The organism is Kitasatospora sp. NPDC002040, assembly GCF_040296785.1.
Lineage (GTDB): Bacteria > Actinomycetota > Actinomycetes > Streptomycetales > Streptomycetaceae > Kitasatospora.
In genome coordinates, this window is the sequence record NZ_JBEOXV010000033.1 from 1 (window position 1) to 17696 (window position 17696).

A 17696-nucleotide genomic window follows, 5' to 3' on the forward strand; every position below is an offset into this window, starting at 1 on the left:
CCTGGCACTGCTAACACCCCCCCCCCCCTCACCAACCCCCACCCGCCGGTGTGCACCGCCGGGCTCCCCGGGGCGGTCCACTCTCCTGATCCAGGCGTGGGCACCGAGCCGGTGGCCACGCTCGGATCAGCTTTCCGGAGTTCCCGCAGCCAGCGCCGTCCAGAGGGGGAGTAGGCCTGGCGTGCGTCTCGCGCGCGGAGGCACTCGTTCTGGTGATGTCCCACCCGAACGGCCGCTCTCACGCCCGGCCACGCCCCAGCATGTTCTGCGGCCAGCTATCTCCTGTCTCCGGAGCGCCCATGCCCGACGACGTACCAGCCGCCCTTCTTGGGACCGACTACGCCCGCCAGGCTCGCTCCCTCAGCCAGGAGGCCCGGCGGCAGCTGGGGCGGGGCCACCACGACATCGCCCGTACCCTCGCCCAGGTCGCCAAGGTCTACGACCGCCTTGCCGCCAGGCCGGCCCCGCCTCGCGAGATCGTCCTGATCCCCCCGGACGAGGACCGGGATCCGTCGGCGCCGTGGCCCGACAGCCTGGACCTGGACCCTGGCCGCACCGCCGGCCCGGACCTCCCCTGACACCCACCGGTCCGAGCGGCTCGGCGGGGAGTCGTCGGGCACCGACGACGCCTGAAGGCCGGGTCCTGGGTTCAGCGGGCGAGGGTGACGGTGAGGTCGGTGTTGTCGCAACCGGTCGCGAGGTCGCGCAGGGCGTTGTGTTCGGTGGGGTCGACGGTGAGGTTCCAGCGGGTCTTGATGGCGGTCCAGTCCTGCAGGTAGGTGCAGCGGTAGCCGGTTGCGGTGGGCAGCCACTGGGCGGGGTCCTTGTCGGCCTTGGACCTGTTGGACTGGAAGGAGACGCCGATCAGTGCGCGGGGCTCGTCCAGGTCGTTGGCGTAGGTCTGGCGTTCGGCCGGGGTCCAGGCGGAGGCTCCGGAGTCCCAGGCCTCGGCGAGGGGCACCATGTGGTCGACGTCGATCTTGGAGGCGTCCGTGATGATGACGTCGTCGTACAGCGACAGCCACTGTCCGCCGGCCAGCGCGCACTTGGGCCCGACCGCTGGCGCTACGAGGGCTTCGGCGAGGATGACCTCCTTGCGGGCGTCGCAGCCGTTGTGGTCGGCGTCCACCCAGTGCCGGAACGCGGTGCGGACGTAGCCGGTGCGGCTCTCATCGGCTTCGGTGAGCTGCTCGATCGCGTCGTGCAGCGGCACGGTGACGGTCTGTCCGGCCTCCCGTCGCGCACCTTGCAGGGTGCCGCTGCCGGCGGCCTGGGCGGGTGCCGTGGGCAGGGCGGCGAGCAGGGCCGCTGCCGCAGTGAAGGTGAGTGCTGTCCTGGTCAGGGTGGTGGTCCGCAACGTAGCTCCTTCGTCGACGACTTGTCGTGGACCTTCCTACCGTCCTGGCATGGATCTTGAGTACCCGTCAGCTGACGGGCCACCCGGGAGAGGGAGAAGTCGTACCGGCTCAGCTGCTGCGTTCATCGAGTGTGTGCGGGTGCAGGACGCACTGGAGCAGGGACGCCCCAGACCCGACGCTGTCAGGGGGCCGCGCTGCTCCAGCGCCGACGCGCCCGGCCTGGTCGTCGCCTGAGAGGGGGGAGGTGGGAAGCGCAACCGTCCCGTGTTCCGCTCGTTGACCAGACCGAGCGCCCCGACCAGGGCGTGCGGCTGTGTCTGCTCCACACGTCCGGCTTGTACACCCCCACGGCCCGGACGCTGCAGTTTGGCCACGCCGGGGCAGCCGGGCCCGTACGCAGCCCGGCTGCTCCTTCGCCGTACCGGCGGCGAACAGCCCGATCCGGCGGGCAGCCGACGGGAGCGGCCCGCAACCCGAACGATCCGAGGACGACCATGGACAGCCAAGCCGCAGGCTCAGGACGGGGCATCACCGAGTGGTTCGGCAGTGCCGTGCACGGCACCCAGGGCCTGACGCACCTCGACGTCCGCGCCGCCGGCAACGGGATCCTGCTCACCGCCTCCCCGGCTGAGGCAGGCGACCGCACCGAGCCGTGGAAGCTACGCCTGCCCAACAACGACGGCGCGCTCCTGCGCGAGGTAGCCGCAGCGTTCCGCACCGGGGCCGGGTACCAGTTCGGGAAGGGAGACGGCTACTACGCGTTCTTCCCCGCCCCTCACCGGCCCGGGATCGGCTCTCTCATCCAGGCCCGGTTCGGGCCCGACCCCGAGGCCGCCCCCGAGATCCTGATCCGCGCAGACCGGCCCCTGGAGCTGTGGGCCGAGGCTGGCACCGCGATGGAGGGGATCATCGCGGGCTTGGACACGACCCTGGCGCCCGAGCGCTGGGAGCGGGAGGAGGCCCTGGAGTGTCCCGGCTGCCTGCGCCCCGTCTACGACAGCACGGAGTCCATCGGCATGTTCGTCGGCGCGGAGATGCCGATCGTCGGACTGTGCCGGTTCTGTGTGAGCGGAGAGACGATGAGCACCGTCCGCGCGGCGGGCCTGGAGATTCCCGAGCAGCAGCGCGCCGTCCTGGAGGCGATTGCAGGCGCGTAGCGCGCCGCCCTTCTTGGCCGGCCCCGGCACCGCCACGGCGGCGCCGGGGCCGAGGCATGCCCGCGCGGACTACCAGTCCAAAAATGGCGGGCTCCATCGTGAGGTGACGCCCCAGGCCACACACGTTTCTGCGCGGGTCCTGCCCCATGGACTCTTCGCGCCACTTCAAGGGGTGAGGCCCGACCCCCAGAAGGAGAGCGCTATGTCGCCCGTTCAGACCGTCCTGCTGTTCCTCGCCGAGGCCGTCGCCGATCCGTCCGGCCCGCAGGCCGCCGCTCTCGGCCGCGCGATCCGCAGCATCGGCTTCGCCGCCTCGGGTGCGGCGAACGTGTTCGCCGCGATCCGCAGGCTGCGCCACCGCCAGGCGCCGACCGCCCCGGCCTGCGAGACGTGCCGGACCTGCCCGGCGGCCGACACCGAGTAGGCCGGCGAGCCGTCGGCCCGACACCGCCCACCTCGAATGAGGCTATATTGCGGTGCATATGCGATTAATCATGTGCGCTAAGCGTGGCATGCAATGCTACCTTTCTCGTGTGGAGGTGTGTGATGAGTGAGATCTATGCGGCGGTGGACGCGTTGCTGGCCAAGGCCAGAGACGGCGGGGACCTGCCGGAGCCCGCCGAGCGGGAGCGACTGCGCAAGGCCGCGGCCCTGACCCAGGTCGAGGTGGCCGCCGCGCTCAAGACCAGGCGGGAGACCTTCGCCAAGTGGGAGGCCGGCACCGCCCAGCCGCGGGCCCCCAAGCGCGGCGCCTACGCCTTCCTACTGGCGGGCCTGGCCGGCATCCACGGCACCGAAGGCCCGGACGGATGGCTGACCCTCGCCCGCCGGGCCCGCCCCCTCGACACCAACACCGACGACACCACCGAGACCACGGACGGGGAGTGACACCCTGATGGACCGCCAGACGTACACCGCCGAGCTCGCCGGTCTGCGCGAGCTGCGCACCGAGATCGGCCAGGCCCAGAAGGCCGTCGCCGCCGCGCAGAAGGAGCTGGACAGGCTCGCCGCCCAGCGCGCGCGCCGGGTGGCCGGGCTCGCGGGGTACGAGAAGGCCGACGCCGCCACGGTCGCCAAGGCGTCCGGGCTGACGCTGGCCGACGTGGTGCGGATCGCGCCGCTGCTGGACCCGACCCCGGCCGCCCTGCGTACCGCCAAGGCCGGGGACCAGGCTGTCGCCGTGGTCCCCGCTGCTGCACCGGCCCCGGGGACCGAGCCCGCGCGGCCGGTCGGCGCGGTCGCCCCGGCGCTGACCCGCCCGGCCCCCGTGGTCGAGCAGTCGGCCCCGGCCGCCGCCGTGACGGATCCGGAACCGCGACAGGTCGACGACGAGGACCAGGCCGTCGCCGTCCCCGCCGCCGCACCGGCCCCGGTGGCCGAGCCCGCGCCGCCGGTCGGCGCGGTCGCCCCGGCACTGACCCGCCCGGCCCCCGTGGTCGAGCAGTCGGCCCCGGCCGCCGCCGTGACGGATCCGGAACCGCGAGAGGCCGAGCACGAGGACCAGGCCGTCGTCGCCGAAGTTCCGGCCGAGCTGCCGACCGAGGTCTCCGCCGCTTCGGTCGCTGCCCCGGTCCGGCTGGCGGTCGAGTCCGGTCCGCGCGAGCTGCCCACCCTCCCGGAGGGCCCGGACGCCGCCCGCTTCGAGGCGGTGACCACCGGCCTGGTCTCCAAGCGCCCGGCCTTCACCCAGAACGCCCGCGCCACCGTGTTCCTGGACGCCGCGACCGGTGAGCTGGCGGTCCGCGACCAGGTCGTGCGCCTGGCCCTCGGGGGGAAGACGCCGGGGGAGATCCTGGACGCGGTGCTGCACGCCGCGCCGGGGACGGAGCGGATCTATGTCACCGCCGGTGCCCCGTGGCATGAGGATGCGGAGCGGTACAGCACGCTTAAGGACGCGGTCGCGGCCTGGCTGAACACCCCCTCCGAGCGGTGGACCACCGCCGTCGGTGCGGGCCGGGACAGGCTGGCCGGGCACTTCGTCCACCAGCGCCAGCCCGTCGGCCGCTACGCCCCCGCCACCGCGCCGGACACCGCCATGGTGGAGATCCGCTCGATGGGGGAGTGGTTCGACCCGGACGGCGCCGACGTCGCCACGTGCCGTCAGGCGTTCACCCTGCTGTGGCAGGCGCTGCGCCGGCACTGGGACGACGCGGTCCTGATGGGCTCCCCGTCGCAGACCGGCCGGGACCTGTGGTCGCGCACCATCCCCACCAAGGGCAAGTGGGCGGGCGGCTACCCGGTGTTGTCGGAGGAGCTGCGCGGTCTGCTGCACGCCACCGGCGGGCAGGGCCGCACCGAGCTGGTCCTCCCGCCCCGGGTTCCGGAGCAGCTTCCGGCGCTGGTGGAGTACGACCGGACGTTCGCCTACGCCAAGCACCTGTGGAAGTCGCCGGTCGGCACTCCGCACCGGATCACCGCCCGGGCGTTCGCCGCGATGAGCACTCAGGAGCAGACCAAGGCGCTGATGTCCTGCTCGCACTGGAACGTGCGGGTGACCGTCCCGGCCGGGTGGAACCACGTCGGGCTGCTCCCGGCACCGGTGACCGGTGACCGCGCCTGGGTCTACCCCTCCGACCCAGGCACCGTGTTCACCACCTGGGCCGGGGGCGCGGAGGTACACCTGGCGCTCTCCAATCACCTGGGGCCGTGGAAGGTCGAGGTGCTGGACGGCCTGGTCTTCGAGGACGGCAAGCCGCTCGACGACTGGGGCAAGAAGCTCAAGTCGGCTTGGGCAGACCTGACCAACCTCTCCCGGATCCACGGGGACGAGCGCCAGCGGCAGGCGGCCTACCTCGCCTCCCGGGCGGTCCGGTCGGTGCTGCTGTTCGGCCTGGGCGGTTTCGCCCAGCGTCCCCGCCTGGTCTCCGGCACCACCCCGCTCACCGAGGCGCTCCCGGCGGGGGTGGAGATCCTCGGTCAGGACGACCAGGTCGTCACCTGGCAGCGGCAGGCCGGCTTCTCCCGCGACCCGTACGCCCACCCGGAGTGGGCCGCCAACGTCTGGTCCGGGGCGAGGGCCGCACTGTTGGACATGAAGTACCGCGACGGCAAGGAGATCGTCGCCGCCGCCGGGGCGCTCCACGCGAAGCCCGGCACGGTCGTGTACTTCGGCACCGACGCCATCGCCCTGACCGAGCGTCAGCCCTGGCCCTACCGGGGCGAGGTGGGTGACTACCTCCTCAAGGGCCACCTCACCGGACCGGTCCCGCACCCCACCAGTCAGGAGCAGTACCTCGACCTGCGCGGCCAGGCCCGCGCCGAACTCGCCGCGAAGGGAGCTGACCACCAGTGAGTCCCGCCGACCCGCAGAACCCCAACGAGGCCGCCCAGCTCACCCAGCAGCTCCTGGACGCCGGCTACACCAAGCGGCAGGTCGCCAAGATGCTCGGCCGCGACGCGAGCCTGGTGTCGCAGTTCTTCACCAAGGGCAAGGGCGCCGCGTTCGTCGGCGCGCTGCGCCAGGTGGTCCGCGCGGTGCGCGGTGGCGAGCGTGATACCGACGCGCTGTCCGGGATCGCCGGGGCGAACACCACCCGCCGCCGCACCAAGGGCGGGCAGAAGGCGAGGGTGCGGGGCAAGGACACCATCGGCACCCCGGGTGGCAGCATGGCCGGCCGGGCAGGGAAGCAGGCGATCCGCTCCGGCGCCTCCCACCTGGCCCCGGTCGTCCACGAGACCGGGCAGGCCGGCGGGCGCCTCGCCTTCACCGTGCGGATGAAGGCCGACCAGTACGTCTACTCCGCCGGATCCGAGAAGGACTCCGGCGGGGTCCGGCGCGGGTTCATCCCCCGCTCCGACGGCACCGAGGAGCGCACCTACGGCTCCAGTTCGTCTGGCGGGTTCGACGCCGCCGAGTGGTCCCAGCGCGTGGCCGAGCACCACGGCGACGTCACCGAGGCCGTGCAGGCCTGGCTGGTGGAGACCGGCCGCGCCGTCGAGGACGCCGACATCGCCTACCTGGAAGTCCGCGGATGGATCCCCGAGGAGAACACGTGAACCAGAAGCAGCCCACCCCGCTCGCCCACCCCGATCGGCCCGGCCGGGACGAGCTGCGGACCATGGCCGTCCACCTGAGGGACAGCGGCCACAACCCGGTCCAGATCGCCTGGAACCTACGGGTCTCACCGAACACCGCCCGCCGGCTCCTCGCCGAAGCCGACCGCCCCAGCGCACCGCCGGTCCCCGACCGCGCGGAGCACCCCGGCTGGTACACCGGCCCCCAGGCGGCGCTGCTCCTGCTGGCCCGCGCCGCAGCCGAAGCCGCCGTGACCCTGGACCCGGACTCCCCACCCGGAGAGGAGGAGGCCCAGCGGCTCGTTGACGTCCTCGCCGACATCCTCCTGACCGAGGGCTTCGACGCCGAGTGGATGACCAACACCTCCGGCGACCTGATCGAGAGCCTGATCGACGGCCTCCACCGGTACGCCTACCCCGACTGACCCGCCCCGCCCGCCTCCAGCGCAGCCCCAGCCCGCGCGGCAGATGAAGGAGAGCACCGCCACCGTGGACACCACGACCACCACCACCGCCATCGGGGACGTCCCGGCCGGGCTGCGCGGCTCGGCATCGCTGCCCGCCCAGGCCGAGCCGACCACCGTGGTCAACCCGCTGCCGCTGCACTGGTTCCAGAAGGACGCGGTGGCGGCCGCGGTGAAGGCCGTGAAGAACGGCGGCCGGGCCACGATCGTCGCCGCCACGGGCTCCGGCAAGACCCTGATCGCCGCTGGCTGCGCCCGCCGCCTCGCCGCGAAGGGCCGGGTCCTGGTGCTGGTGCCCACGATCGAGCTGCTGGAGCAGACGGCCGCGGCCTGGTCGCTCAAGGGCGGGCGTCGGGGCCTGGCGATCGCGGCCTGTTCGCGGGCGGAGGCGCTGGAGAGCGCGGAGGCCGGCGGCCGCGTCCACGCCCAGGTGAGCACCCAGGCTGCCCGGATCGCGGACCTGGTCGCTTCGGCGAAGGTGGGGGAGCCGGTCACTGTCTACGCCACCTACGCGTCGCTGGAGCGGATCGTGGCTGCGCACAAGGACTTCGGGCTCCCCGCCTGGGACGCCGTGGTCATCGACGAAGCGCACCGCACCGCAGGCTCCGAAGGGAAGGCCTGGGCGGCGATCCACTCGGATGAGAAGGTCCCGGCGAAGCGCCGCCTGTACTTCACCGCCACCCCGAAGATCGCAGACGACACCCGGGCGAAGCCGGGCCTGGCCGACCTCACCGCGGCCGCCGACGGCCAGGACGTCGAGCAGCTGCCCGCCCTCTGCTCCATGACGGACACCCGCATCTACGGCGAAACCGTCTACACCTGGACGCTCGGCCAGGGAATCGAGCACGGCTACCTCGCCGACTACCGGGTCCTCGTCCCCGTCGTCACCGACGAGGACCTGCGCGAACTCCTCAACCTGCCCGCAGTCGCCGACCTGCGCTCCCAGCGCTCCAACGAGGAACTGCTGCGCCTGGCCCTGCAGATCGCGGTCTTGCGCGCGGTCGCCGACCTGGAGCTGCGCCGGGTCATCACCTTCCACTCCCGCGTCAGCGCCGCCCAAGAGTTCGCCGCCACCATGGCCGCCACCGCCGAGCTGCTCCCGGACGCGGACCGGCCGGAGCGGGTGACCGCGCTCGCGGTGGCCGGCTCCGACAAGCTCAAGGACCGCCGGGCCGCGTTCGCCACGTTCACCGCCTCCACCGGCGTGGAGGAGGGCGAGGAGGGCGAGCAGTGCTGCATCATCTGCAACTCGCGCCTCCTGAACGAGGGCATCGACGTGGCCGCCGTGGACGCGATCGTTTTCGCTGATCCGAAGTCGAGCATCATCGACATCGTCCAGGCCCTCGGCCGGGCCCTGCGCCAGTCCTACCGCCAGGGCAAGGTCAGCTGGGTCATCATCCCCGTCTACCTCCCCACCCCCGAGACCGGCGACGACACCGCCGACCCGGCCGAGATCCACGAGGCCGGGGAGGCGGTGAAGGACGAAGCCGACATCGAGATCGAGGCGTCCTCCTTCCGCCACATCTGGCGGACCCTGCGCGCCCTGGCCACCCACGATCCCCGCGTGGTCGGCTTCATCACCGAACTGCGCACCAAGCGGGCCGGGAAGAAGGACGGCGTCACCGAGGCGCAGGACGGTGAGGAGTCCGGCGAAGCCGTGGGTGCCGCACTCGCCGCTTCGGAGGAGTCGCCGGCCGACTGGCTGCGGATCAACGCCCGCAAGCACGCCGCGCAGATCCTGCAGACGGTGAAGCTGCGGATGTTCAATCCGCGCGCCACTGAGTGGCAGCGGATGTTCGACCTGGCCGCCGCGTTCCACACCGGGCACCACCACCTCGACCCCACCGACAAGACCCGCGACGCCGCGCTGATCTCCTGGCTCGACCGCCAGCGCTACCTCCACGGCGCCGGCCTGCTCGCCCCGGTCCGCATCCACGAGCTGGACCAGCTCGGCATGATCTGGGACAAGCACGCCCGCTCCTGGGACCGCGGCTACGCCCACGCCCGGGCCTGGGCCGCCACCCACGGACACCTGGCCATCCCGGCCGCCGAGAAGCTGGACGGCCACGCGGTAGGCGCCTGGGTCGGCCGGCAGCGCAAGAACGCCAAGCTGACGGCCGCGCAGGACGCGAAGCTGACCGCCCTGGACGCGATGTGGCGCCTCGAGCCGGACTGGAACCGCTCCTACCGCCGCCTGCTCGCCTACCTCGCGAACGGCGGCACCCTGGAGGGCCCGGCCAACCGCACCGGCGGCGAAGCCGACCCGACCTTCCGGCCGGGGGCGTGGCTGCGCAAGCAGGACAAGGCCCGCACCGACGGCAAGCTGACGGCCCAGCAGACCGCCCTGCTCGACGCCCTGGCGGCAGTCGAGGCCGAGCAGCAGGAGCAGGGGCAGGAGGACCAAGGCCTGGCCGATGCCTCGGTCACCTGGACCGGCGACTGACTGTGCGGCGGGTGCGGTGCCAGCGGATACGACGAATTCGAGGACGGCACCACGGTGGACGCCGGCCACGACTGCGACAGGGGCGACGGCGAGCCCGAGATCGGCTGGGAGGGCCGCGCCGAATGCTCGGCCTGCGGCTGGTCGGCGGAGACGGACTTCACCGACGGCGAGCACGTCGACTCCGGCCACCACTGCACGGGCGGCCAGTAGCAGCACACCGCCCCACCGACACGAAGGGAACCAACCCGTGGACGACGACCAGCACCACCAGCCGTTCCCGCTGGTGCTCTACCGCACAACGGCGAGCTCATGATGCCCGCCACCCACGTGAGCGCCCTGCTGCGCCACACCGCCGAGACCTTCCGGCTGTGGCGAGTCAGAGGTGAGGTGCGGATGGACCTGCAGACCACCGCCCGCCTCTACGACTCCCTGCTGCACTACGCCGCTGACCTCGACACCAGCATCACCGAAGCCGACGCGCACGGGCAGCCCGCCACGGCCCCGGAGGCGGACCGGGCCCGGAGCGACGACCTCGCCCGGGACTTGGCGGAGCTGGCCGCGGCCTACCTCGGCGCCGACGAGACCGCCCTCGCGGCTGGCTGACCCGCACACCCTCACCGCCCACGGGGGCGGCCCAATCCAGGACCGCCCCCGCCCGACCGGGGCATAGCACCAGGCCGACCAGGCCGGGACGGTCAGCGCCCGGCGTCCGGAAGAAGGATGGTCTGGACGCGCTCGTCCGCCAGAGGACACCGGCGGCCCGCACCGACCAGTTCGGGAGCGGGCCACCGTGCTGACTGCTCGGTCGCGGTTTCCCGGGGCGGCTGGATCTGCTCCGGTCGCGCCGATCGGACCTCGTCCGTTCGAGTGAAGATCGACGGGTTCGGGCCGGTGCCCTCCTTCACTGCCGTGAGGATGCCCTCGAGGTGAGGCGCCCGGCCGCGGAAGCCGGCCGGGGCCATCCGCGACGAGGGAGATCCGATGGCAGACGGTGCGGGCGTCAAGATCGCCGACGAGGGCGGCACGACGTTCAAGGAACTGAAGGCGAAGAAGTCCAACTACGTGCTCTACCGGCTGAACGAAACCTTCGACGAGGTGATCGTCGACAAGGCCGGCACCGCGCAGACCTATGACGACTTCGTCGACCTGCTTCCCAGGGACGAGCCCCGCTTCGTGGTCCACGACCTGGCCTTGACGGCGGGCGACGGCGCCAAGCGCACCAAGGTCGTCCTGATCTCCTGGTGTCCGGAGGGGACGGGGACCAAGGTGCGGATGGTTCAGTCCTCGGCCTACAACCAGATCCGCGGCCACCTGGACGGAGTCGCGGTGTACGTCCAGGCCACCGACCTCTCCGACCTCGAGTACGACGAGATGGTCGCCCGCGCGAGCTGAGGACAAGCGGGCTGCCGCGTGGACCGGCGGCCTACTCGGCGGCGGCCTCCCGGGCCGCCGCGAGCGCTGCCGCTCCTCGGCTGAGCGGGCGCCGCTCCACCGGATCCGACCCGGCCCGCTGCGCCTGGTCCCACTCGATGATCGGCCGGGGAGTTCTGCCCGTTTGCCACCTCTGGCGGCGCCAGCCCCTCCATGATCGAGTTGTGCGGCGAACTCGCACCTTCCGCTCGCAGCGCCCGGACAGCCCCGCCCGGCCGCGACCCTGCTGGCTGGGTTTCGCGCTTCGGCCTGGTGGCCGGCCCCGGCTGGTTCCGCGTCCGGCCCGCCCGGCCCGGCCCCGGGCCCGGTTGGTCCGCTCTCCGCAGCGGGGGCCGGGCCGGGGTGACGGGCCGGAGTGGACTACCCGGCGGGGGGCGAGCACCGGGTAGTCCACCCCGCCCGGCCCCGCCGTCCCGGCCTGGCTGCCCGCTGCCGTCCCCCTGCTCCCCGGCCCGGCCTGGTGGCCGTCCTGCCGCCTGTCCGCCCGGTCGTCCCGCCGCTGCTACCGCGCCTCGTCCTCGAAGTAGAACCAGTTGTCACCGTTCTCCACGGGGAGGCCGTCGTCGTCCGACTCGACGAGGACCGAGGACGCCTTGTCGTGCAGGGCGTCCTCCACCTTCGCGGTGTCGGCTTCCAGCACGGACTCCTCCCCGGTGAAGTCCGCGTTCTCGTAGAGCGTCACCACCCATCCGTCCGGCACGCGAACGGAGGAGATGGAGTCGTTCAAGGACGGGTCGAGCTTGTGGCGTCCAGCCTCGAGGGTGGCGCTCTTGCCCTTGTAGTCGGCGTCGGCGTACACGGTCACGGGCATGGGGATTCCCCTTCTCGCAGTGGTATTGGCGGGGACACTACCGACGGCTCGTCCCGGGCATGGTCAAATGGCGACTCTCGCAGCGGCCTTGGGGAGGATGTGCTATTCGAGGGCCATCGTCGTCGACTTCACCCAAGGCCGTCGCCTCCGGCCGGCACAGGATCGTGGACCTGGTCGTCGGGGCCTCGTTCGGCTTGTGACGGAACGGCGGGGGGCCGCCCGGCCTCCGTTCCGGCGTGTGACCTGAAGGCTTTCAGGGCACCGGTTTCGGCTTTGGGTAGACCAATCCGGGCCGGTACCCCGGGCTCGGTTTGGGTGTCCGGGGTGCCGCGGGGCGTGCCGGTTTCGGTGACTGCGGGTGGTCGCTCCTTCCGGCGGCCGGTGGCCGGGAGTCGTTCGGGCCCTTTTCGGGGTGCTTTCTCGAATTGACGGCCCGTCGGGAATGCCGTCGGGAATGCCGTCGGGTTTCGTGACGGATCCCGGTTCCGATTCGGCTGCTGTTTCCGCCGGTTGGGTCTGCTGTGGCGGGTCTTGGATTTGTGCGGGGATTCTGCGGGAGCGGGCGGCCGGTCGGCTGTCCGGTGCCGGGGTCCGGCCGCCAGGAGCCGCCGGCGGGCCGGGCGGTGGACTGCGGCCCGTCGGGCCGGGCTGGCAGGAGCCACCCGGTCCGTCGGCTGTGTCCGCCGTTGGTGCCGCCGCTCGTCCCCCGGCTGCTGGCGGTCGGTCAGGGCTGGCGCTTGTAGCGCCGCTTGGCGGTCGCCGCGTTCGGGCCGGTGAACTGCACGTCGAGGCCCTCGTCGTCGGCGCTGTAGACGGTGGTGGCCTCGATGGTGCCGGCCTTGCGCTGCAGGATGACGTGGTTGAAGTCGCGGCGGGCTATCCCCTTGGCCTGGCGGTCGTCGCCGTGTGCGAAGTACGCGACGAACTCCTGGCCGAGGGTGAACTGCAGGGAGGCCGCCTTGGCGGCGACGGTGAACCGCAGCGTGTAGTGGTCGCCTTCCTGCACGATCCTCACCGTCTGCGGATCGGCCGCGAGCGCGTCCCGGGTTTCCACGTCGACCCCGACCGACTCCAGGTACTTCTCGTACCCCTCGCTGCTGTCGAGCTCGTACGTGCCGGAGAAATCGGTGAAAGCTCCGACTGCCATGTGGTCCCCTCCATGGTGATCATCACAGTGCGGCGACCAACCCGGCCGCCGCACGCCATGATCCACTGGCACCCCCAGCGCTTGGGCGGAAACGGCCGAACGTTGACCGGGGCGCGACCACGGTGGAACGAACGGCCTCTCGCTGCCCGGTCAAACTCACTTGTCAATCGGTCAAGATGGCCTGCCAGAGGACATCCGGCGACTCATCTCAGTGAACTTTGATCAGTCTCATCGGACTTTGACTGTCCGGGATTCGCCTAGGAGCCGGCGGTCAGGAAGCCGATGAGCTGCCCGCCGGTGGCGTCGGGGTGTTCCTGGAGGTACTCCGTGGCGCGTTGCCGGTCTGCGGCGTTCAGCGACAGGCCCATGGCACGCAGCCGCTCGTCGGGGGCGTCCTGCTGCTCGGCGAGGCCGAGCTGGTGGATGGGGGCGGTGATCCGGGCCAGCAGCAGCAGGTGGGACGCGTCGGGGTCGAGGCCGGCTTCCCGCAGCAGGAGGGGGACACGCTGGGACACGCTGCCGTCGTTGGGCCGGAACGTGGTGTTCGAGTCGGCGATGCCCTGGAGCGGCCGGGCGCGCAGCAGCCCGCCCATGACCGCCATCAGCACGGAAGCGCTCTGAGGCGGCGCCGCTTCGGAGTTGAACTCCGAGGCGGGCGGCCAGTACGTGATCACGTAGTCGAGCGCGCCGTAGTAGACGGACCGCTGCGCCTGACGGCCCCTGGGATCCTCGGTCAGGGTCGTCTCGGCCAAGGCCATGCTCACGGTCGGGCGGGTCAGCGCGGCTGGGTCCGGCAGGTCGAAGACCAGGTCGGTGTCATACGGCAGGTAGGGGCCCAGGGCCTGGGCGAGTGCCTCGTTGAGGCGTGACGGGCTGGGTATGGCCGGCATGTTCAGCTCCTCAATTACAAGATCATCACTGGCTCGGCGATCGTACCCACCCGCCACCGCGCACACAGGCGAACCGCCAACCCACGCCCCACAGGCCGGGCGGTCAAAGTCTGGTGAGACTCGTCAAACTAAGTTGAGACGGGTCAGCTGCTGGCCGGTTGCAGGCCTGCCGCCGGCCCGGTGCTGGCCTGGTGGTGTGTCAGGGCGGGTACGGCTCGTGGGTGCTGGCGGTGTGTCAGCTCCGCCGCCTGCTGCCCCGCCGCTCCGGTGCCGCAGGCGGCCGGTCGGGTGGTTGCCTGACCGGCCGCTGCCGGGCTGCCTGGCGGGTGTGGGGGTCAGGCCTTGTCGGTGGTGGTGTTGGCGCGCTGGTTGGTGGCGTCGTTCCAGGTGACCGGGATCTGGTCGCTGGGCTTGTGGTTCGTGTAGGCGGGGATGGTGATCTCCACGCCAGCGTTGGCGTCGTCCAGGTCGATGAGGCCGTCGTCGCCGGCCGGGACGGTGGGCGCGGCCAGGGCGTCGGGCGTGGGGGTGGTGTCGCTCATGGGGTGCTCCTTCGGGTTCTGGGGTGCGCCGGTCGGCGCTCGTGTTGATCTTGCCGATTCGTGGCGGGTGGTGGGGTGCGAATCCCGCAAGTGCCGCCCGCCCGGTGTTGCCGGGCCGTCAGGCCGTGCTCGGCGTACCGGGCGGCCGTCGGGTGGCACCCGTGCCCGGAGGGGGCCGCAAGGCCACCGCCACCGGCCCGTCACGGGCCTGCCACCACCGCCGGGTGCGCAGGCGCCCGTACCCCGCCGCAGGCCTGCCACTACCCCGTCACCGGCCCTGCTGCGGGGCCGTCAGGCCCCCCGGCCCCGGTCGGGGGCCGGCAAGGTCGGCACCACCCTGCGGCCTGCGGGCTGTCCGCGCTGAGGACTAGGAGCTCCTGGTGGTAGGTGTCCGGCCGCCGTCCCGCCCCCGCTGCTCCTGGCCGTCGTTCCCGTCCCCGCTGCCCGTGGTGGCCGGACCTGGGTCTGCTGGCTGGCTGCTGCGTCTGCCAACAGCCCGCCGGCGTTTCCGAGCGGGCTGTTGGTGACCGTGGCTCTGGAGCGCTATCAGGTCGTTGGGGGCAGGGGCGGCTGGTTTTCTGCGGGTTGGTCGAGCTGCTGCTGGCGTTTACGTTGGTCGCCTCTAATCTGCTCGACCCGCTCGGTGTACAGCGAGAGCATTTGTGCTTCTGTGAGGCCCGAATAGCTTCCGATTCCCAGGTTCGCAGCGTTCATCTCTTCTTCGATGTCGTCTGCGGTGACTTGCAGGTAGAAACTCCGGTCCCGGAACTTGAAGTATCCCGTGAATCCGGCCGAGAGTCCCACGGCAAGGCTGACCCCTACGGTGATCCACCGTTGACCAGGAAGTGCGTCCCCTAGAGCTGCAAACGCTGTAGTCAAGAGCGATCCGATGATGACTGTTGACTGTAGCAAATTATGGGTGCGGCGATACTTTCGGCTTTCGTCCTGATACCGCCGGACGAGCTCGGAGGCGTCCGCCTGGTAGCGACGCTGACGCTTTTCCAGCGGAACTGCTCTGCTGATTTCCGTTTCGCGGAGGATCTCTTCGACGGTGGCGATGTTCGCGATGATGTCTTCGTCGTCTTCGGTCCCGCTGGGGCTGTAGGCCACCCAGGCCACCACAAGGCCGGCGACCACCAGCACGGCGGCGATGCCGTCCGTCCGGTAGACGGTGGAGGCGGCGAGGACGTCACCCAAGGCGATGGTGGCGGTGATGCCGCCTGCAAGGCCGATTAGGGCGAGTGCGCAGCCGCCGCTCTGCCTTCGCTTGCCGGTGCGCCGTCGCTGGAGCTCCAGGCGGTTCTGGCGCAGGATCCTACGGAGGTCGGAATCCCCTAGCTCGTTCTCCGTGGCTGCTTCTTGTTGTTCCACTACACCCCTCCCCGGTGGTGCCCGCAGTATGGCGGTTCTCGTGCCTTCTTGGTGTGCTGCTGCTCCGGCGCCCCGCTGCCCTGCTGGTCGCCGCCCTGCTGCCGTCCTGCTGCCGTCCTGCTGCTGCTCCGGCCCGGCCCGGCCCGGCCCGCGCGCCGCCGTCGGCACGTCGCCGCCGATCCCGGCCTCTGGTTCCGGCCTGGGGTGTGGGGCGTCCTGGGCCGGGGCCGCTGCTGTACGGCCTGCGGTTGTGTGGGCGGACGGAAGCGCGTCCCGGGTGGTGCGGGCTGATTCAGTCCGTGCCGCACGCCCCTGACCCGGCCTTCGTGCTCGGCAGCTCGGCCTGCGGGATCCGGCTGCCGGGCCGTCAGGCCCCGGCTACGACGGCTGGTGCCGCAGGCCCGGCCCCGCCGCCCGGTCCGCTGCCGGGCCGTCAGGCCCCGGCTCCCGGCCACCCGTCGGTGCGGCTGTCAGGCCGGCACCCCGCACTGCGGCCGTAGGCCGCCCGCACGAGGAGCGGGCGGGTGTTGAAGGGCGGGATGAGAGTGCGGTGCTGCGCCCGGATCGGTGGGAGCTGCTGCTGTGGTTCGGAGTGGTGCTCGTTCCGTATCGGGCCCTGGTTCGGTGGTGGTGCCTGCCCTTGGTCGGGGTGGGTGTGTGTCCCGGTGCTGTGCTCCGCGGGGTGAGGCACTTTGTGCGTCCGGGCGGGTTCTGGCGGGGGCGAAGTGCTTGATAACTCTTGCATCTTCGAACCCTGGGTTCCTGACAACTCTTGCATCTTCGGTCTGCCCTGGTGGGAGGGTTGCGGGTGCGTTCGGTGGGCCGGTGGTGGTGGGTGCCCGTGGGTGGGTTGGGCACCCGGCCGGGAGCGGCTTGCCGCGTTCTGGCGCAGGCCTGGGCCGCACCTGTCCGGTGCTGCTCGCCGTACCTGTCCGGTGCCGTGTCCGTGGCCGCTGCTGTGCCTTGAGGTGCTTTCGCCGGGTGGCCACCGTCGAGTGGTACGACTACTTCCTCTACCGCTGCGGCGCCGGCCTTCTGCGGGTGCCGCCGTTGCCGCGGTGTCTTCGGGACGGGGTGCGGTGCCCGTCGTGGTGCCCTCGGGAATGGTCGCCGCGGTCGCGCTGCCGCACCCACGCGGGAGCGCGTCACCGCGCGGCCGCGCACCGTGCCGAGTCGGGTGCGGGTGGTGTTGGGTGGGTGGTTCGGTGAGCTCTTGGTGCTCGCCGCCGTCCCGGCTGGGTCGGCGGCCGGCCTTCGTCCCGCCGGGCACTGAGCTGCGCCGCCGGTGCCGCTCGCGGTGCGGCTCGCGGTGCCCGCCGGCACCTGCAGCCCGCTGTTCCTCGTGCGCCGCCCGTGCCGTGGCGGTGCCGGGGAGTCTCAGCTGCTCCCGCTTCCGCTCTGCTTTCGGCCGCAGCTGCTCGCTCTCCTGCTCGCCGCTGTGCCGGTGCTCCTGATGCCGCTCACGGTCTACTGCGGAGCCCGCCAGGGCGCCGCCCGGCTCTCCCTCCTCCCCGGAGGCCGCAGGCCGACCGGCGGGCCGCCACAGGGGCCGCAGCGCCTCCGCTCCCCGCCGCTGCGCCCCGGGGCCGGTATCGGGCCGATGGGCTTCTGCCGAAAATTCGCGGGATATCGTGAACGGGAGCCTCGGAATTCCGCCGTCCCGTCAGGGATGGCCCTCCTACCGGCAATTCGCGCCACATCGTCAACGCCCGCTCGGACACCCCGTCAGGAGTGGCCCCTCTACCGGTGATTCACGCCACATCGTTAACGCTCCCGGCCGCAGGCCGGAACGGGCCCCAAGGCGGGCCGCAGGCCCGTGCCGTATTGACATCGGCCACCCGTCGAGTTGAGGCCCCGCCAGGGGCCGCCCTCGTCAAGCCAATTCGCCATCGGCGAATTGCCCCCGCCACCCACTCGCCCCCGGCCCGGCGCAGCCGGGCCCGCCGGGGCGCAGTCCCGGCCACCTCACGCACGGTGACGCCGCCAGGCGGCACCCCCGCACCTGACGGCGCGTCAGCGCCGTGGTGGGGCCGCCAGGCCCCATGGAAGCCTGCGGCTTACATGGGGC

General features: G+C 72.1%; 17 protein-coding genes. 11 read left to right on the forward strand and 6 right to left on the reverse strand.

Annotated elements, in window-relative coordinates; genetic code table 11:
- The first annotated feature begins 299 nt into the window (after positions 1-299).
- Positions 300-578 carry a hypothetical protein gene (locus ABT118_RS32315; protein WP_350678244.1) on the forward strand — a complete coding sequence of 93 codons (279 nt, stop codon included), beginning with the start codon at positions 300-302 and terminating at the stop codon, positions 576-578.
- Between the two features lie 71 nt (positions 579-649).
- On the opposite strand, the gene ABT118_RS32320 is transcribed toward ABT118_RS32315, so the two are convergent.
- Complete coding sequence (locus tag ABT118_RS32320; protein WP_350678247.1) at positions 650-1357, reverse strand: HNH endonuclease family protein; 708 nt, start codon at positions 1355-1357, stop codon at positions 650-652.
- Between the two features lie 495 nt (positions 1358-1852).
- Between ABT118_RS32320 and ABT118_RS32325 the strand changes: the two genes are divergently transcribed.
- The 10 genes from ABT118_RS32325 (at position 1853) to ABT118_RS32370 (ending at position 10828) form a co-directional block, all read left to right on the forward strand.
- Positions 1853-2515, forward strand: a complete 663-nt coding sequence (locus ABT118_RS32325; protein WP_350678250.1) for a hypothetical protein — start codon at positions 1853-1855, stop codon at positions 2513-2515.
- A 202-nt stretch (positions 2516-2717) separates the two neighbouring features.
- Positions 2718-2939: a hypothetical protein gene (locus ABT118_RS32330; RefSeq protein WP_350678253.1), complete on the forward strand. Its 222-nt coding sequence runs from the start codon at positions 2718-2720 to the stop codon at positions 2937-2939.
- 122 nt (positions 2940-3061) lie between these two features.
- Positions 3062-3403 (forward strand): helix-turn-helix domain-containing protein, encoded by a 342-nt coding sequence (locus ABT118_RS32335; RefSeq protein WP_350678258.1) that lies wholly within the window; start codon positions 3062-3064, stop codon positions 3401-3403.
- A gap of 7 nt (positions 3404-3410) precedes the next feature.
- Complete coding sequence (locus ABT118_RS32340; RefSeq protein WP_350678262.1) at positions 3411-5807, forward strand: hypothetical protein; 2397 nt, start codon at positions 3411-3413, stop codon at positions 5805-5807.
- A complete protein-coding gene (locus tag ABT118_RS32345) occupies positions 5804-6511 on the forward strand; it encodes a helix-turn-helix domain containing protein (RefSeq protein ID WP_350678268.1) in 708 nt (235 codons plus the stop codon). Before ABT118_RS32340 ends, ABT118_RS32345 begins: the two co-directional genes overlap by 4 nt.
- Positions 6508-6954 carry a type I phosphoribosyltransferase gene (locus ABT118_RS32350; RefSeq protein ID WP_350678273.1) on the forward strand — a complete coding sequence of 149 codons (447 nt, stop codon included), beginning with the start codon at positions 6508-6510 and terminating at the stop codon, positions 6952-6954. Before ABT118_RS32345 ends, ABT118_RS32350 begins: the two co-directional genes overlap by 4 nt.
- 64 nt (positions 6955-7018) lie before the next feature.
- Positions 7019-9436, forward strand: coding sequence for a DEAD/DEAH box helicase (locus ABT118_RS32355; RefSeq protein WP_350678277.1), 2418 nt, complete (start codon positions 7019-7021; stop codon positions 9434-9436).
- Between the two features lie 54 nt (positions 9437-9490).
- Positions 9491-9646, forward strand: coding sequence for a hypothetical protein (locus ABT118_RS32360; protein WP_350678280.1), 156 nt, complete (start codon positions 9491-9493; stop codon positions 9644-9646).
- A gap of 99 nt (positions 9647-9745) precedes the next feature.
- Positions 9746-10039 (forward strand): hypothetical protein, encoded by a 294-nt coding sequence (locus tag ABT118_RS32365; protein ID WP_350678284.1) that lies wholly within the window; start codon positions 9746-9748, stop codon positions 10037-10039.
- Between the two features lie 378 nt (positions 10040-10417).
- Positions 10418-10828, forward strand: coding sequence for an actin-binding ADF family protein (locus ABT118_RS32370; RefSeq protein WP_350678288.1), 411 nt, complete (start codon positions 10418-10420; stop codon positions 10826-10828).
- Positions 10829-11369: 541 nt separating this feature from the next.
- Here the strand turns inward: ABT118_RS32370 and ABT118_RS32375 are convergent.
- The 5 genes from ABT118_RS32375 to ABT118_RS32395 form a co-directional block, all read right to left on the reverse strand.
- The gene (locus ABT118_RS32375; protein WP_350678296.1) at positions 11370-11678 is read right to left on the reverse strand and encodes a peptidase inhibitor family I36 protein; all 309 of its coding nucleotides are present in this window, start codon (positions 11676-11678) and stop codon (positions 11370-11372) included.
- Between the two features lie 724 nt (positions 11679-12402).
- Complete coding sequence (locus tag ABT118_RS32380; RefSeq protein ID WP_350678301.1) at positions 12403-12825, reverse strand: lipocalin/fatty-acid binding family protein; 423 nt, start codon at positions 12823-12825, stop codon at positions 12403-12405.
- Positions 12826-13082: 257 nt separating this feature from the next.
- Positions 13083-13715 carry a hypothetical protein gene (locus tag ABT118_RS32385; RefSeq protein ID WP_350678306.1) on the reverse strand — a complete coding sequence of 211 codons (633 nt, stop codon included), beginning with the start codon at positions 13713-13715 and terminating at the stop codon, positions 13083-13085.
- Positions 13716-14050: 335 nt separating this feature from the next.
- Positions 14051-14257: a hypothetical protein gene (locus ABT118_RS32390; protein ID WP_350678309.1), complete on the reverse strand. Its 207-nt coding sequence runs from the start codon at positions 14255-14257 to the stop codon at positions 14051-14053.
- A gap of 546 nt (positions 14258-14803) precedes the next feature.
- Positions 14804-15628, reverse strand: coding sequence for a DUF4231 domain-containing protein (locus tag ABT118_RS32395; protein WP_350678313.1), 825 nt, complete (start codon positions 15626-15628; stop codon positions 14804-14806).
- Positions 15629-17696 lie beyond the last annotated feature (2068 nt).

Excerpts from the sequence above, each read along its gene's own strand:
- ABT118_RS32325 (WP_350678250.1), top strand. The coding sequence starts at position 1,853 with ATGGACAGCCAAGCCGCAGGCTCAGGACGGGGCATCACCGAGTGGTTC.
- ABT118_RS32375 (WP_350678296.1), bottom strand. The coding sequence starts at position 11,678 with ATGCCCGTGACCGTGTACGCCGACGCCGACTACAAGGGCAAGAGCGCC.
- ABT118_RS32330 (WP_350678253.1), top strand. The coding sequence starts at position 2,718 with ATGTCGCCCGTTCAGACCGTCCTGCTGTTCCTCGCCGAGGCCGTCGCC.
- ABT118_RS32385 (WP_350678306.1), bottom strand. The coding sequence starts at position 13,715 with ATGCCGGCCATACCCAGCCCGTCACGCCTCAACGAGGCACTCGCCCAG.
- ABT118_RS32340 (WP_350678262.1), top strand. The coding sequence starts at position 3,411 with ATGGACCGCCAGACGTACACCGCCGAGCTCGCCGGTCTGCGCGAGCTG.
- ABT118_RS32380 (WP_350678301.1), bottom strand. The coding sequence starts at position 12,825 with ATGGCAGTCGGAGCTTTCACCGATTTCTCCGGCACGTACGAGCTCGAC.
- ABT118_RS32365 (WP_350678284.1), top strand. The coding sequence starts at position 9,746 with ATGATGCCCGCCACCCACGTGAGCGCCCTGCTGCGCCACACCGCCGAG.
- ABT118_RS32335 (WP_350678258.1), top strand. The coding sequence starts at position 3,062 with ATGAGTGAGATCTATGCGGCGGTGGACGCGTTGCTGGCCAAGGCCAGA.
- ABT118_RS32315 (WP_350678244.1), top strand. The coding sequence starts at position 300 with ATGCCCGACGACGTACCAGCCGCCCTTCTTGGGACCGACTACGCCCGC.
- ABT118_RS32370 (WP_350678288.1), top strand. The coding sequence starts at position 10,418 with ATGGCAGACGGTGCGGGCGTCAAGATCGCCGACGAGGGCGGCACGACG.
- ABT118_RS32390 (WP_350678309.1), bottom strand. The coding sequence starts at position 14,257 with ATGAGCGACACCACCCCCACGCCCGACGCCCTGGCCGCGCCCACCGTC.